At 62.7% G+C, this 15,097-nt stretch carries 17 protein-coding genes; 12 read left to right on the forward strand and 5 right to left on the reverse strand.

Annotated features, from left to right (window positions below; all coding sequences use genetic code 11):
- Positions 1-41: 41 nt before the first annotated feature.
- Genes osmF through BLS48_RS12860 form a run of 4 tightly spaced genes read left to right on the forward strand, consistent with a single transcriptional unit; the run spans position 42 to position 3,857 of the window.
- Entirely contained in the window at positions 42-953 is a 912-nt protein-coding gene (osmF, locus tag BLS48_RS12845; RefSeq protein WP_091578125.1) for a glycine betaine ABC transporter substrate-binding protein OsmF, read from the forward strand.
- Positions 954-973: 20 nt separating this feature from the next.
- The gene (locus BLS48_RS12850; RefSeq protein WP_208604615.1) at positions 974-2,176 is read left to right on the forward strand and encodes an ABC transporter permease; all 1,203 of its coding nucleotides are present in this window, start codon (positions 974-976) and stop codon (positions 2,174-2,176) included.
- The gene (locus tag BLS48_RS12855; RefSeq protein ID WP_091578126.1) at positions 2,173-3,111 is read left to right on the forward strand and encodes an ABC transporter ATP-binding protein; all 939 of its coding nucleotides are present in this window, start codon (positions 2,173-2,175) and stop codon (positions 3,109-3,111) included. The genes BLS48_RS12850 and BLS48_RS12855 overlap by 4 nt, the downstream gene beginning before the upstream one ends.
- Positions 3,108-3,857, forward strand: a complete 750-nt coding sequence (locus BLS48_RS12860) for an ABC transporter permease (RefSeq protein ID WP_091578128.1) — start codon at positions 3,108-3,110, stop codon at positions 3,855-3,857. Before BLS48_RS12855 ends, BLS48_RS12860 begins: the two co-directional genes overlap by 4 nt.
- An 82-nt stretch (positions 3,858-3,939) precedes the next feature.
- On the opposite strand, the gene BLS48_RS12865 is transcribed toward BLS48_RS12860, so the two are convergent.
- Positions 3,940-4,719, reverse strand: a complete 780-nt coding sequence (locus BLS48_RS12865; RefSeq protein ID WP_167365067.1) for a glycosyltransferase family 25 protein — start codon at positions 4,717-4,719, stop codon at positions 3,940-3,942.
- Between the two features lie 928 nt (positions 4,720-5,647).
- On the opposite strand from BLS48_RS12865, the gene BLS48_RS12870 reads away from it, so the two are divergent.
- On the forward strand, positions 5,648-7,789 hold the full coding sequence (locus BLS48_RS12870) for a sodium-translocating pyrophosphatase (RefSeq protein WP_091578131.1): 2,142 nt from the start codon (positions 5,648-5,650) through the stop codon (positions 7,787-7,789).
- 309 nt (positions 7,790-8,098) lie between these two features.
- Here the strand turns inward: BLS48_RS12870 and BLS48_RS12875 are convergent, their stop codons facing one another.
- The gene (locus BLS48_RS12875) at positions 8,099-8,614 is read right to left on the reverse strand and encodes an outer membrane protein assembly factor BamE (RefSeq protein ID WP_091578495.1); all 516 of its coding nucleotides are present in this window, start codon (positions 8,612-8,614) and stop codon (positions 8,099-8,101) included.
- Between the two features lie 115 nt (positions 8,615-8,729).
- Here BLS48_RS12875 and BLS48_RS12880 point away from each other — a divergent pair, with 115 nt between their 5' ends.
- The 5 genes from BLS48_RS12880 (at position 8,730) to BLS48_RS12900 (ending at position 12,424) form a co-directional block, all read left to right on the forward strand.
- Positions 8,730-9,272 carry a ubiquinol-cytochrome C chaperone family protein gene (locus BLS48_RS12880; RefSeq protein ID WP_091578133.1) on the forward strand — a complete coding sequence of 181 codons (543 nt, stop codon included), beginning with the start codon at positions 8,730-8,732 and terminating at the stop codon, positions 9,270-9,272.
- Positions 9,273-9,283: 11 nt separating this feature from the next.
- Positions 9,284-9,832, forward strand: coding sequence for a YceD family protein (locus BLS48_RS12885; protein WP_091578135.1), 549 nt, complete (start codon positions 9,284-9,286; stop codon positions 9,830-9,832).
- A gap of 113 nt (positions 9,833-9,945) precedes the next feature.
- Positions 9,946-11,016, forward strand: a complete 1,071-nt coding sequence (gene plsX / locus BLS48_RS12890; protein WP_091578137.1) for a phosphate acyltransferase PlsX — start codon at positions 9,946-9,948, stop codon at positions 11,014-11,016.
- Between the two features lie 9 nt (positions 11,017-11,025).
- Complete coding sequence (locus tag BLS48_RS12895) at positions 11,026-11,997, forward strand: beta-ketoacyl-ACP synthase III (RefSeq protein ID WP_091578138.1); 972 nt, start codon at positions 11,026-11,028, stop codon at positions 11,995-11,997.
- 103 nt (positions 11,998-12,100) lie between these two features.
- Positions 12,101-12,424 (forward strand): integration host factor subunit alpha, encoded by a 324-nt coding sequence (locus BLS48_RS12900; RefSeq protein WP_013532231.1) that lies wholly within the window; start codon positions 12,101-12,103, stop codon positions 12,422-12,424.
- Here the strand turns inward: BLS48_RS12900 and BLS48_RS34935 are convergent.
- Positions 12,394-12,645, reverse strand: a complete 252-nt coding sequence (locus BLS48_RS34935) for a hypothetical protein (protein ID WP_143019422.1) — start codon at positions 12,643-12,645, stop codon at positions 12,394-12,396. The genes BLS48_RS12900 and BLS48_RS34935 overlap by 31 nt on opposite strands.
- On the opposite strand from BLS48_RS34935, the gene BLS48_RS12905 reads away from it, so the two are divergent.
- Positions 12,644-13,183, forward strand: coding sequence for a MerR family transcriptional regulator (locus BLS48_RS12905; protein ID WP_091578140.1), 540 nt, complete (start codon positions 12,644-12,646; stop codon positions 13,181-13,183). The two genes, BLS48_RS34935 and BLS48_RS12905, sit on opposite strands and share 2 nt — an antisense overlap.
- A 92-nt stretch (positions 13,184-13,275) precedes the next feature.
- Entirely contained in the window at positions 13,276-13,578 is a 303-nt protein-coding gene (locus BLS48_RS12910) for an MDR/zinc-dependent alcohol dehydrogenase-like family protein (RefSeq protein ID WP_091578141.1), read from the forward strand.
- A 57-nt stretch (positions 13,579-13,635) separates the two neighbouring features.
- On the opposite strand, the gene BLS48_RS12915 is transcribed toward BLS48_RS12910, so the two are convergent.
- Both BLS48_RS12915 and BLS48_RS12920 read right to left on the reverse strand, forming a co-directional pair.
- Positions 13,636-14,613, reverse strand: coding sequence for an ATP-grasp fold amidoligase family protein (locus BLS48_RS12915; protein WP_091578143.1), 978 nt, complete (start codon positions 14,611-14,613; stop codon positions 13,636-13,638).
- Between the two features lie 260 nt (positions 14,614-14,873).
- Positions 14,874-15,071, reverse strand: a complete 198-nt coding sequence (locus BLS48_RS12920) for a hypothetical protein (RefSeq protein WP_091578144.1) — start codon at positions 15,069-15,071, stop codon at positions 14,874-14,876.
- Positions 15,072-15,097: the final 26 nt, after the last annotated feature.

Below are 15,097 nucleotides of genomic sequence, written 5' to 3' on the forward strand. Positions count from 1 at the left end.
GTGCGGCCTCCGAATTTCGGTTCATTGCAAGGGATTTCACAATGTTTTCAATCAAGGCACTGGCCGGCGCGGCGCTTGCGCTCGGCATCACCGCTGCCTCGGCGAGCGCTCAGGTGGTTGTCTCCTCGAAGATCGACACCGAGGGTGGCGTGCTCGGCAACATCATCCAGCTCGTTCTCAACGCCAACAACATTAAGACCACCGACCGTATCCAGCTCGGCGGCACGCCGGTGGTGCGCAAGGCGATTACCGCCGGCGAGATCGACATCTATCCCGAATACACCGGCAATGCCGCCTTCTTCTTCGAGAAGGCCGACGACCCGGTCTGGAAGGATGCCGCCAAGGCCTATGAGACGGCCAAAAAGCTCGACTATGACGCCAACAAGATCGTCTGGCTGTCGCCGTCGCCGGCCAACAACACCTGGGCGATCGCGCTGCGCAAGGAGGTTGCCGAAACCAACAAGCTCGCCACGCTCTCCGACTTCGGCAAGTACGTCGCTGGAGGCGGCCAGGTGGTGCTGGCGGCTTCCGCCGAGTTCGTCAATTCTGCGGCAGCACTTCCGGCCTTCCAGACCACCTATGGCTTCACGCTGAAGCCCGAGCAACTGATCACGCTCTCAGGCGGCGACACGGCGGCAACCATCGCTGCAGCCGCCAACCAGACCAGCGGCGCCAACGCCGCCATGGTCTACGGCACCGACGGCGGCATCGCGCCGTCCGGCCTTGTCGTGCTCGACGACGACAAGGGCGTCCAGCCGGTCTACCAGCCGGCACCGATCATCCGCGAAGCGGTGCTCAAGGAGCATCCCGAGATCGAGACGCTGCTGAAGCCGGTCTTCGCCAAGCTCGACCTCGTCACGCTGCAGGAGCTGAACGGCCGCGTGCAGGTCGGCGGTGAGCCGGTCAAGGGCGTCGCCGAAGACTTTCTGAAGAAGAATGGCTTCCTGAAATAGAGCGATTTCCGGCGCGCCGCATGCGTGGCGCGCCGGAACGACTGACGGGGGAGGGCGTGCCTATCCGCTTCGACAAGCTCGGCGTGGTCATTGCCGTGATAGCAGCCTACGCGGCTTTCGCCGCGCCCTTTGCCACGTTCCGTGCCAACCGCATCGTTCCCGGCCAGGCGCGTTCGATGCTCGAAGCGTTGCCGGCAGCGACCGGGCCGTTGCTGCTCGCCATCGTTGTCGTTGCCGCACTTGTTGCGCTGTTCAAGACGCCGCTGCTGCTGCGCCTTGCCGCCAGCGCAGCGGCACTTGCCGCGCTCGCGCTTCTGATCGGCGTCGCTGGCACATTTCTCACGCCTACCGGCAACACCTTTGCGAGGATTTCGCCGGCCTCCGGTTTCTGGATCCTCATCTTTGCTTTCACGCTCTTGCTGGCCGACGTTCTGACGAGGCTGGAGCTTTCGCCCTGGGCACGCGTCGGCGTGCTGGTAGTGGCCAGTGCGGCGGTCGCTCTGCTGTTGATTTCAGGAAGCTGGAACGACCTCTCCATCCTCAAGGAATACGCCAACCGTGCCGACAGCTTCTGGGCCGAGGGCTCCAAGCATGTGACGCTGGCACTCGGTTCGCTGCTTGCTGCGGTGATCATCGGCCTGCCGCTCGGTATCCTTTGCCATCGCGTCGAGAGGCTGCGTGCGAGCGTCCTCAACGTGCTCAACATCATCCAGACCATTCCGTCGATCGCACTGTTTGGCCTGCTGATCGCGCCGCTCGGCTGGGTCGCCACGCATGTACCGGCGGCGGCGGCACTCGGCATTCGCGGCATCGGCACCGCGCCGGCTTTCGTCGCCTTGTTCCTCTATTCGCTGCTGCCGGTGGTGGCCAACACGGTGGTCGGCCTCGCTGGCGTGCCGCGCGCCGCCAATGACGCGGCCCGCGGCATGGGCATGACCGACAGGCAACGCCTGTTCGGCGTCGAGTTTCCGCTCGCCTTTCCGGTGATCCTCACCGGCATCCGCATCGTGTTGGTGCAGAACATCGGCCTTGCAACGATTGCCGCGCTGATCGGCGGCGGTGGCTTCGGCGTGTTCGTCTTCCAGGGCGTTGGCCAGACGGCGATGGATCTGGTGCTGCTCGGCGCGGTGCCGACGGTCGCGCTCGCCTTCGCCGCCGCCATTATCCTCGACGCGGTGATCGAAATGACCGCCACCAGACGACGCGAGGCAAGCCCGGCATGATCGAGATCGAAGGCATAACCAAGCGCTATGATGCGACAGCGGTGGTCGACGACGTCTCGATGGTCATCGAGCCGCGCACCATCGCCGTCATTGTCGGCACGTCCGGGTCCGGCAAGACGACACTGCTTCGCATGATAAACCGGTTGGTCGAGCCGACCGCCGGCGTCATCAAGCTCGACGGCGCCGACAACCGCTCGCTGCCTGGCTATGAACTGCGCCGCAGCATCGGCTATGCCATCCAGGGCCACGGCCTGTTTCCGCATCGCACGGTGGCGCAGAACATCGCCACCGTGCCGGTTTTGCTCGGCTGGGACAAGGCCCGCATCAAGGCCCGCGTCGACGAGCTGATGACGCTCTACCAGCTCGATCCCGAGGCGTTCGGCCCGCGCTACCCGCACGAGCTATCCGGTGGCCAGCAGCAGCGCGTCGGCGTTGCCCGCGCGCTCGCCGCCGAGCCAAACGTGCTGTTGATGGACGAGCCGTTCGGCGCGCTCGACCCGATCATCCGCACCAAGGCGCAGGAAGACCTGCTGACGATCCAGAAGCGCTTCGGCACCACCATCATCCTTGTCACCCATGACATGGAGGAGGCCGTGCATATGGGCGACAAGATCGCCGTGATGGATGCCGGCAAGCTCGTGCAATACGCCAAGCCCGCCGAGATCCTGGCCAAACCGGCCAGCGCTTTTGTCGAAACCCTGGTCGGCGCAAGCGAACGGCCGTTTCGCCTGCTGTCGCTCGGCCGGGTGCGCGACGCGGTGGAGAAAGGCACCGCTGAGGGCGAGGCGATCCCCGGCGATGCCAGCCAGCGCGATGCGTTGGCGGAATTGCTGTGGTCGGGCCGGCCGGCGCTGCCGGTGAGGGACGCCGACGGCAAGCCGCTCGGCCGCGTCACCCTCGACGGTCTGGTCAAACGCTCGGCGAGGCCGGCATGAAAGCCTGGCTTCCGGCGCTGCTGCGATTGGCCCTGGTGGTGCTGCTCGTCGCCTTCCTCACCAATCCCGGCTGGTTCGAACCGCTGCTGAAGCCGCTGACCGAGAACAATGCCCCGGTGATCTATAACCAGGGCAGCCTGCTGACCCTGACGCTGTTGCATTTGCGCATCGTGCTGATCGCCACCATGGCGGCAACCATCGTTGCGGTGGCACTTGCCATCCTGGTCACCAGGCCCGCCGGCGCCGAGTTCCTGCCGCTGTCGCGCAGCCTGGTCAATATCGGCCAGACCTTTCCGCCGGTGGCGGTGCTGGCGCTTGCGGTGCCGGCGGTCGGGTTCGGCGAAAAGCCGACACTGATCGCATTGTTTCTCTATGGCCTGCTGCCGATCTTCGAGAATGCGTTGACCGGCCTGACGACGCTGCCGGCCAATGTGATGGAGGCGGCGCGCGGCGCCGGCATGACCGGCTGGCAAAGACTGGTCAAGGTCGAGCTGCCGCTCAGCGCCCCGATCATACTCGGCGGTATCAGGCTGTCGGTTGTCATCGGCCTTGCCACCGCCACCATCGGCTCGACCGTGGCCGCCAAGACGCTGGGCGAGGTGATCATCGCCGGGCTGTTGTCCAACAACCTCGCCTTCATCCTTCAGGGAGGGCTGATCGTGGCGGCGCTTGCCGTGCTCATTTATGACGGGCTGTCGGCGGTCGAACGCTATACCGCGCGCCGCATGGGCAGGGAGACGGCGTAGTTTACGATCTCACCTGGCGTCGGCAGGAAGCAGTTCTAAATGTTGGAGGTTTGACCCCGTTCATTCGCTCAACACTTTTATTCTAAGCGGGTACGGGCTTGGGATCTATGTCGGCGTGCGCCGCCAACGGAAAACGCAGCGGCACGGCGTCGACCTTCTCCGTCGCGAAAAAGCTTCTATTTCGCAATTGCCCGAAGACGCGTGTCGCCTCTGCCCGGATTCTGTCGATGACCCGCTTGTCTCTGTGGAGCCTCGGAGTGACTTGGATCAAGGTCGCAGGGCTGTCGTTCTCTGAAATGAACTTGGCCTGGGCGCAGAGCGCGGGCATCAACTGGTAGGTCGTGTTGAGCACGGTCGTCATCTCATCGGGACTGAAGAGCGCGACATCGACCGCTGCCCTAAGACGCCTCGTGTTCTTGAGCAGTTTTTGGGCGGCCTTTTTCGAAATCAGATACCCGCACGCGCCCAGGTGATGTCCGAGCAATCGCGTTGCGGAGTATCCATTTTTTACGGGAACGTGCCGGCGCCCAATCCTCACCCGCACAAAGAATGTTTCGAGCTTGACCACGTCCGCGTCTCGGGGGACCCAGGCATCATCGTTCAGCACCGGTCCGGCGTTGTGGCTGAAAACAACGTCATCCTCGAAGACTGCGCCATACCGATCAGGGCCGTCTGCGATGCTTTGCCAGCAGAGACGATGACTGAGAAAGCAACAGATTTCCGCCTCGGTGAGCGGAGGGCCGATGAACGGAGCCCCGGCAGCCGCATCGACAGCTGCGACGCGTTCAAAAGGAATTCCAATGCGGGAAAATTCTGCCGTGACGTCAGCGAGCCGATCAATTGATCGGTCAAGATTGATCACCAAACACCTCACTACCGACCTCCTCCCCGGCGTAAAAGAATTATATGCGCTCTATACTTATGCGGAAAGTTGACCATCAGTTATTGTCGCCTGTCGAGGTTGTATACGGGCGCGCTAAACTTTCCCTGAGCGCCACTATGGTCGCGGCCATTGGGCCAGGTTGGCTTGCTCCAAGAGCATAATAGGACGGCAAAAAGCTATGGCCCCGCACCTTTGCGGAGGCTCTCGCGAGCATCCCCAGAATCTGATCGCGCGATATTGGCTCGAAACTCCGCCCTGTGTAACGCCCACGGCGCGGCAAGAATTGCCAGGTCTCTGCGGGGTTCGTGGCTGTCATACGGTTTCTGGCCAGCAAAGGACTAATCAACGAGGCTGAGTGCGAGGAAGCCGAATTGACAGTACAGCACGAGGCATCTGGTCATGGACTGGCGATCACGCCTTAGCCTCGGGAGTGAGGGCTCTGGCCGGGCAAGGCCAGCGCGTCCGACCGGCTTTCCGATCGCCATCCTGTCATTCAACAGGCCCGAACATCTGCCCGATGCTGGCCAGCCGTCGTCCGCGACTACTGGCAGGACCACAAGGCGATAGACGCTTTTTGCGCCGAGCGCGGCTGGGAGGGGCATGCCGCCCGATCTCGCCGGGCCGACAGACGAGCAGGTCGCACGGTGGCTGAACCCAGAGCGGCTGCACTTTCAGGGCGGCGACAAGCCCTTCAGTGCCTGGCACGGCCCGGCCTGAATGCATTCAATCGGTTTGCACGAAAGCATTACGGCGAAAGCCGGGCAAAAACCGAACAATATCTTGACGTTCCGAGCCCCGTTTCGCATACACCGCTGCGAAGGGTCGGATTCCGCCCGCGGAATCCGGTCTCTGTCTCAACGGCCCAGGGAGGGGTTCTTTTGGGCCAACAATCGAGGAAAATCCGGCAATGACAATTATTTCCGCCGTCATCGCCTGCGGCCTGCTTTCTGTCCTCTACGCCATCTGGGCAACACGTTCGGTCCTCGCGGCCGATCAGGGCAATGCACGCATGCAGGAAATCTCCGCCGCCATCCGCGAAGGCGCGCAAGCCTATCTGGCGCGCCAGTACACCACCATCGCCATCGTCGGCGTGGTCGTGCTCGTGCTCGCCTGGTGGCTGCTTTCGATCACCGCCGCGATCGGCTTCCTGATCGGTGCCGTTCTGTCAGGCGCCGCGGGTTTCATCGGCATGCATGTTTCGGTGCGGGCCAATGTGCGCACCGCGCAGGCGGCCTCCAACAGCCTCGCCGCCGGCCTCGACATCGCTTTCAAGTCGGGCGCCATCACCGGCATGCTGGTGGCGGGCCTCGCCTTGCTCGGCGTGTCGATCTACTACCTTGTCCTGACCCACTTCATGGGCCTTCAGCCCAACGACCGCATCGTCATCGACTCGCTGGTTTCACTCGGCTTCGGCGCCTCGCTGATCTCGATCTTCGCCCGTCTCGGCGGCGGCATCTTCACCAAGGGTGCTGACGTCGGCGGCGATCTGGTCGGCAAGGTCGAAGCCGGTATTCCCGAGGATGATCCGCGCAATCCGGCCACCATCGCCGACAATGTCGGCGACAATGTCGGCGACTGCGCCGGCATGGCCGCTGACCTGTTCGAAACCTATGCGGTGACGGTCGTCGCCACCATGGTTCTCGGTGCCATCTTCTTCGGCGGCACCGCCGTTCTCGGCGCCGCGATGCTCTATCCGCTGGCCATTTGCGGCGCCTGCATCCTGACCTCGATCGTCGGCACCTTCTTCGTCAAGCTCGGCGCCAACGGCTCGATCATGGGCGCTCTCTACAAGGGCCTGATCGTCACCGGCCTGTTGTCCATCGTCGGTCTCGGCGTCGCCACTTCGGTGTGTCTCGGCTGGGGCGAGATCGGCACCGTCGCCGGCATGGCCATCACCGGCAAGAACCTGTTCATCTGCGGCCTGATCGGCCTCGTGGTGACGGGTCTCATCGTGGTGATCACCGAATATTATACTGGCACCGGCAAGCGCCCGGTGAACTCCATCGCCCAGGCCTCGGTGACCGGTCACGGCACCAACGTCATCCAGGGCCTTGCGGTCTCGCTGGAATCCACGGCACTGCCGGCGATCGTCATCGTCGGCGGCATCATCTCGACCTACCAGCTCGCCGGTCTCTATGGCACCGCGATCGCGGTCACCACCATGCTCGGCCTGGCCGGCATGATCGTCGCGCTCGACGCCTTTGGCCCGGTGACCGACAATGCCGGCGGCATTGCCGAAATGGCCGGTCTGCCCAAGGAAGTGCGCCACTCCACCGACGCGCTCGACGCGGTCGGCAACACCACCAAGGCGGTGACCAAGGGCTATGCCATTGGTTCGGCCGGCCTCGGCGCGCTGGTACTGTTCGCCGCCTACTCGAACGACCTGAAGTTCTTTGCCGCCAATGGCGACAAATATCCTTACTTCCAGGGCATGGGTGAGATCTCCTTCGACCTCTCCAACCCTTACGTCGTCGCCGGCCTGATCTTCGGCGGCCTGATCCCGTATCTGTTCGGCGGCATCGCCATGACGGCCGTCGGCCGCGCGGCCGGTGCCATCGTCGAGGAAGTGCGCAAGCAGTTCCGCGAGGATCCGGGCATCATGGCCGGCACCTCGAAGCCGAACTACGCGCGTGCGGTCGACCTTCTGACCAAGGCGGCGATCCGGGAAATGATCATCCCGTCGCTGCTGCCGGTGCTGGCGCCGCTCGTCGTCTATTTCGGCGTGCTGCTGATCTCGGGTTCGAAGGCTTCCGCCTTTGCGGCACTTGGCGCCTCGCTGCTTGGTGTCATCGTCAATGGCCTCTTCGTCGCCATCTCGATGACTTCAGGCGGCGGCGCCTGGGACAACGCGAAGAAGTCCTTCGAGGACGGCTTTGTCGACAAGGACGGCGTCAAGCATCTGAAGGGCTCCGAGGCGCACAAGGCCTCGGTCACCGGCGACACTGTGGGCGATCCCTACAAGGACACCGCCGGCCCGGCCGTCAACCCGGCGATCAAGATCACCAACATCGTCGCGCTGTTGCTGCTCGCCGTGCTCGCGCACGGCTGAACAGCGTCCAACGCTCAAAGTCAAAACCCGCGGGAGCGATCCCGCGGGTTTTTGTTGTGGCGAATGAAGCGCGGGCCGTTCAGCTCTTCTCTTCGTCAGGTTCGCGAAATGCTTGCATTCAAGCGGAAGCATTTCCTTCAGGTTCGGTTTACGGCATGGCGATGGCGAAGCCACTCCCATTGCTGGCGAGCATGCCGCCAGGACCGCTCGGTCTGGCCATAACAAAAACCCGCGGGATCGCTCCCGCGGGTTTTTGGTCGCCTGAGATGTTGCTGCCTCCTGGAGGACCCGGGAAGGCAGGTCTGAAGATCAGGGAGTGCCGCCGCCGGGAATGCCGGGCGCCAGCTTGCTGGCGCCGTTGATGATCTGGCTGAGGAAGTTCTGGTCCTTGCCGCCGGTCGGCGTCGTGCGCGAGATGAAGTCGAACATCTTGCCGTCCTTCAAGCCGTAATTGGCGATCTGGGTGACGCGACCGTCGGCGCCGAAATAGACCGCCAGCACATGCTGGTCGACGAGCCTGGGCTTGTCGAAGGCGACGTAGCGCTTGCGCGTCTGGGAAATGTAGTAGAAGGCCTCGTTGTCGAAGGTCGCAGTGGTCGACGGCGTGCCGAGTGCCAGAAGCACCTGTTCGCGGCTCGATCCGACCGGCACCAGGTCAATCGCCTGCTGGTCGATAACATACCCCTGCGTCAGCGTCTCGCTTGGGTTGAGGTCGCCGATCATCTTGTTGGTGTGACACGCTGACAGCGCCGAAACGACGAGCAGCAGCGAGATCGCACCGGCGGGCCTGGACGAGAAGGACGACTTGAAATTCAGCGCGCGCAACAACAATTCTCCATTATATCGCCGCAACTTGCGCTGGGCCGCAAAACCGGTAAACCAGCTTGCCTGCCGATGCAACAAGGCCAACTAAACAAACGGTCCCGGGAGACCATCCCCAATGTTCAAGCGCCTTTTTGGCCGCGAACGCCACGCCAACCGCGCCATCACCGAGGCGCTTTACGCACAAATCGTGGCGGCGGCGCGGCAGACTGTGTTTTATTCCCACTGGAATGTACCCGACACGCCGCTTGGCCGTTTCGAGATGCTGTCGCTGCACATGTTCCTGTTCCAGCACCGGTTGCGCGGCGAGGGCGCTGCGGCGCAAGAGGTCGCCCAGGTGCTGATCGACGAGTTCTTCCTCGACGTCGATCATTCGCTGCGGGAGTTGGGCATTGGCGACGTCGGCGTTCCCAAACGCATGAAAAAGCTGGCGAAGATGTTCTATGGCCGAACCGCCGCCTATGATGATGCCCTGGAGCGAAACGACCACGACGGGCTCACCGCTGCCCTTGCCCGTAATGTCCGGCCCGACGCTGGCGCCTGGCCGGAAGCAGCACGACTGGCCTTCTATGTCGCCGATGCGGCAGGGCATCTTGCCGCGCAGCCAACCGAATCGATTCTCTCCGGTACGGTGATGTTTCCAACCGCCAAGGCAGACTGAAGGAGGCAGCGATGAAACATGCAGAACCACAAGGCCCGGTGTCCTTCATCGCCAATGTCGCCCGCTTGCCGCACAAGGGGCTGCCGGTGGTCATCACCGCCGACGCTGCCCAACGCGCGGCCCTTGCCGCAGAGCATGATCTGCTGTCGGTCGAAACCTATCGCGCCGAACTCCTGGTCGCGCCATGGAAGCGCAACGGTGTCAAAGTCAGCGGCCGCGTCGAGGCCGACATAACTCAGGCCTGCATCGTCACGCTCGAGCCCGTCGAAGCGCATATCGACGAGGCGATCGAGGCGCTGTTCCTACCGGATGACTCCAAGCTCGGACGGCAAGGTTTCGATGGTAGCGGCGAGATCCTGATCGATGCGGACGGTCCTGACAGCCCGGAAACATTTTCCGGCGACACGATCGATGTCGGGGCGCTCGCCGAACAGTTCTTCGGACTGGCCATCGACCCTTATCCGCGCAAGCAGGGCGCCTCGCTGGATGCCGGCGGCGAGGTCGAACCGGCGGAGAATGAATTTCAGCAAAAACTGCGATCCTTGCTGGGAAAATCCTGAAAACCTCGCCCGCGACGGAAAAGTCGGTTGTGCGGCAGCCCAAAACCGTTATTTTCGCCGAACCTTCGCGACCGCTAAAGCGACCTGCCGCCTAACCGTGAGATGAATACCGCGTGATCAGGATTTCCATCGATGCCATGGGCGGCGATCACGGACCAGCCGTGGTCATTCCAGCGCTCATGACGGTTGCGACCCGCCGTCCCGACATCCGATTCGTCATCTACGGGCGCGAGGATGTAGTGCGCCCCGAGCTGGCCAAGTTTCCCAAGCTGGCCGGTGTCAGCGAGTTCATCCATTGCGAGATAGCGGTCAGGATGGACGACAAGCCGAGTCAGGCGCTGCGCCACGGCCGCTGGAAGTCGTCGATGTGGAAGGCGGTCGAAGCGGTCAAGTCGGGCGCAGCGGATGCCTGCATCTCCGCCGGCAACACCGGCGCGCTGATGGCGATGTCGAAATTCTGCCTGCGCACCATGGCAACCATCGATCGCCCGGCGATCGCGGCGCTCTGGCCGACATTGCGCGGCGAAAGCGTGGTGCTGGACGTCGGCGCCACCATCGGTGCCGACGCGCACCAACTCATTGATTTTGCCATTCTCGGCACCGGCATGGCGCGCTCAGTGTTCGGCATCGCGCGGCCCACGGTTGGCCTGCTCAATGTCGGCGTCGAGGAGATCAAGGGCCAGGAAGAGGTCAAGGAAGCGGGGCGCATGCTGCGCGAGGCCAATATGGCCTCCATGAATTATCACGGCTTTGTCGAGGGCGACGATATCGGCAAGGGTACGGTCGACGTGGTGGTCACTGAAGGCTTCGCCGGTAACATCGCGCTGAAGACGGCTGAAGGCACCGCGCGGCAGATCGCTGGCTATTTGCGAGCCGCGATGAGCCGCACCCTGATGGCCAAGATCGGCTATGTCTTCGCCAAGGGCGCCTTCGACCGCCTGCGCGAAAAGATGGACGTCGGCCGTTCCAACGGTGGTGTTTTCCTGGGACTGAACGGCATCGTCGTCAAAAGCCACGGCGGGGCCGATTCGGACGGTTTCGCCGCGGCGATCGAGCTCGGCTACGACATGGTGCGCAACAATTTGCTTGACCGCATCGAGGCCGATCTGGACCTGTTTCATGCGCGCAACCCGCATGCCATGACATCTAGGAAATCCGACGTCGTTACCGACGCGAAGGAATAGGAAAGAGCATTGATCAGATCAGTCGTGCGCGGCACGGGCGCCGCGCTGCCCCGCCGCATCATGAAGAATGCCGATTTCGAAGGCATGGTCGAAACGTCGGACGAGTGGATCGCCCAGCGCACCGGTATCCGCCAGCGTCACATCGCGGGTGACGACGAGACGACGGCCTCGCTGGGCGAAGCGGCCGCGCGCGCCGCGCTAGCCAATGCGGGGCTGACGCCCGATGATATCGATCTGATCGTGCTGGCGACCTCGACGCCCAACAACACCTTTCCGGCCACAGCGGTCGAGATCCAGCACCGGCTCGGCATGCATCACGGCTTTGCCTTCGATATGCAGGCGGTCTGTTCCGGTTTCGTCTATGCCGTGACCACCGCCGACCTCTACATCCGTGGCGGCTTGGCCAAGCGCGTGCTGGTGATCGGTGCGGAAACATTCTCGCGCATCCTCGACTGGAGCGACCGCTCGACCTGTGTGCTTTTCGGCGACGGCGCGGGCGCGCTGGTGCTTGAGGCGGGCGAGGGCGCAGGCACGATCGCCGACCGCGGCGTTCTGGCGGCCAGCCTGCGCTCCGACGGCACTCACAAGGACAAGCTTTTTGTCGACGGCGGGCCATCGACCACGGGGACCGTCGGCCATCTCAGGATGGAAGGCCGCGAAGTCTTCAAGCATGCGGTCGGCATGATCACCGACGTCATCGAGGCGACGTTCTCACAAGCTGGTATCACCGCCGCGGATCTCGACTGGTTCGTGCCGCACCAGGCCAATAAACGCATTATTGACGCTTCCGCGAGGAAGCTCGGGATAGAAGAGCAAAAGGTGGTGGTTACGGTCGATTTACACGGTAACACCTCGGCTGCTTCCGTGCCGCTGGCGCTTGCCGTTGCCGTCGCCGACGGGCGCATCAAGAAGGGCGATCTCGTGCTTCTGGAAGCGATGGGCGGCGGCTTCACCTGGGGCGCTGTTCTCGTTCGCTGGTAAGTGCAGAACGCTCCGGTTTCGGTCCTTGACCTTGCCGGATCAATTACTTAGGCTCTGCCGTTGTTGTGCCGAATTTTATGTTTTGAGCTGATGGGACGGTCGCATGGGGGGAAAGACACTTACGCGCGCCGACCTTGCCGAGGCCGTCTACCGAAAGGTCGGCCTGTCACGCACTGAATCGGCCGAACTCGTTGAAGCGGTTCTGGACGAAATCTGCGAAGCGATCGTCCGCGGCGAGACGGTGAAACTGTCGTCCTTCGCGACATTCCACGTCCGCTCCAAGAACGAGCGCATCGGCCGCAATCCCAAGACCGGCGAAGAGGTGCCGATCCTGCCGCGCCGGGTGATGACGTTCAAGTCGTCGAACGTGTTGAAGAGCCGCATTTTGCGTTCTCATCAAAGCGGCAAGGCCAAAAGCGGCAAGTAGTCTCGTTCTACTGCGCGGTTGAAAACCGGCCCCTTCATCACGCCGGGCTTGAATATTGCTTCACAAACCGCTGAAATAAGGCCCGATTCGGCAGCATGGCTGGATTGGTGTTCTGCGTATGATCCATTCCGCGGAAAACGGAATGAGCTTCTCTCTTTGGTGAGCGTGATCTCGTCTGAAGACCGTTCCGGATCACGCTCCAGCGTGAGGATTTCGCCCATGGACAAGAGCCCTGACGCCTTCCGTACCATCAGCGAGGTCGCCGAGGATCTCGACCTGCCGCAGCACGTGCTGCGCTTCTGGGAAACGCGTTTCAACCAGATCAAGCCGATGAAGCGCGGTGGCGGTCGCCGTTACTACCGACCGCAGGATGTCGAACTGATCAAGGGCATCCGGCACATGCTCTACGACCAGGGCTACACCATCAAGGGCGTGCAAAAGCTTTTGCGCGAGAATGGCAATCATTTCCTGGTCGCCATCGGCAATGGCGACATGGCCGCCGTCGAGGCGATCTCGCAGCGAAGGCAGGCCGATCAGGTGCCGCTGACGCCGGCAGCCCAGCCGCGCGGCGGCGATGACGAACTGGTTGGCCAACCCCGCGTCAAGCCAAGCCGGCGCTTTTTTGGTCTCGGCAAGAGCGATGAGGAAGGTCCGGTTCAGCCGGACGCGTCGAAACTCTCGCGCGACAATCGCGCCCTGCTGCAGGAGGCGCTGTTCGACCTCCTGGAATGCAAGCGGCTGCTCGACCAGGTGCGCTGACTCGGCACCCGAAGCGACTGTGATATTCCTAAAACCGGAACCCGCCTTCGGGTGACGCGTTACGTTTCCTTCTGCAAGCAAGGAAACAAATCATGGCATCGTTCTCGACCCTCTCCGATATCGATCTGGACAAGCAGGTTGCTGCTCTCTCCAAGGAACTGGCGGCTCTGAAAAAGGCGGTCTCCAGGCGAGGCGGCGCCGTCTATGAAGACGGTCGTGATGCCGCGCTCGACACGTATTCCGATCTCGCAGGGCGTTTGCGGGAGGCGATGCCGGCAATCCGCAAGCAGGGCAGGGTGATCGAGAGATCGGCTCGCGACCATCCGGCGGTGGCTGCCGCGGTCGGCCTTGTCGTGGTTGGTCTCGTCGCCAGTCTGCTGTTCAGCCGGCGCTGAGTGGTAAGCCTCGGGCTCAGGCGCCTTCTCCCGAGGCGTTTCCCAAGCCCGACCCGATTAGCGATTTCTGGTGTCGCTCTGGCATCTGGCGCTCAGCGCCTCGGCGTAGAGGCGCATGGCACCGCTGTGCCGCCGGCGCAGGAATGCGGATTGGTCAAGCCGCCAGCATCGCTCGATTTCCCTGACGATCGCCGGGTTGGTCCAGGTAGCATAGCCCGCCGCCGAATAGACGGCGATCTCGCCGGCATAGAGACAGTCGTCGGTGACGAGGAAGTCGACACGGATGTAGTCGAGGTCGCCGGCGATGGCTGGCGCGACCGAGATCGCCTGGCGAACATAGTCGATCAGCCGCGCATTGACGGGCAAGGCCTGATCCTGGCGAGGATAGTCGGGATCGCGACCAGGCAGCGGATTGGCTTCGCGGTCAAACAGCAGCGAACGACTGGCTTGCTTATCCTCGACCCAGACATGGGATATCACGCCGCTGCAGACATGAACCTTGATGTCGGTGGCGATCGTTCCGCCGCTTAGCGCCAGCCGCTGTTCGACGAAGACGGCCGGAACAATCGGCCAATAGGCCCATTCGCCGTCGCGAACGCCGAAGCGCCTCCTCAACCAGCGGCTGGTACGATAGACGATGGCGTCGCGATCCGGCCGGCCATCGGCGACGAACATGTTCATCTCGCAGCCATGGTTGACTTTCACCACCACGTCGCCGGCCAGCAATGCCGGCGGGATCGCAGCCGGGTCGCTGCCGGCCCACAGCGTTGCGGGCAGTTTCAGGTCCGGGCAGGCATTATGGATATGGGTCTTCGCCGCCAGCTTGTCGGTCAGCGTTACGAACAGCGGATTGCGGTCAACGATCTTTCGCCAGAGCAATCGCTCATGATAGCTCCTGGGTTCCGCCGGGTTTGGCAGGTAACCCAACCGGCGCACGAAGCGCACGATCAGAGCCGGATGCCGAAGGGTAAGCCAGAACCGCGCGGTCGACAGGACAATGCGGCTTGTCCACGAAACATCGGCCTTGGCCTTCATCAAGATACCTGGGCCTCGTTGGCAAACCCTGATCCGGTGGGAGTGCGCCGGTCAGAAACATCCCGTGCCGTACCGCAATTTGCCTTTGCGTGAAAGGTTGGCCAGCGTCGCCGTGGTGGTATTGCGCCGGGATCTTGGAACCAGCGCTGCAATTGGGGAAATTCGAGGACCTCGAATCGCGTCGCGCTTCGCGTTGCGCCACCACGGGAAGACCAGCCTTGAACAAGACGCCAAGGCAGGTCTTCTCGCTGGCAGTCCGCTTAGTAGGCCTTCTTCACGATCTTCTTCACGTGGTGGTGATGATGAACGCGGTGATGGCGGTGGTAGTAGCGATGATGATGGTGGTGACGATGGTGCTTTACCATCGGGGCAGCATCCGCGCTCGTAGCGCCAATCACCGGCGCCGTGAAAGCAAGTGCAACCGCAAGCCCGAGGGCCGAGAGGAGGGACTTCTTCATGGATCGTTTCCTTTTTAGCAGGCTGA

It is taken from the genome of Mesorhizobium qingshengii, from assembly GCF_900103325.1.
Classification (GTDB): Bacteria; Pseudomonadota; Alphaproteobacteria; order Rhizobiales; family Rhizobiaceae; genus Mesorhizobium; species Mesorhizobium qingshengii.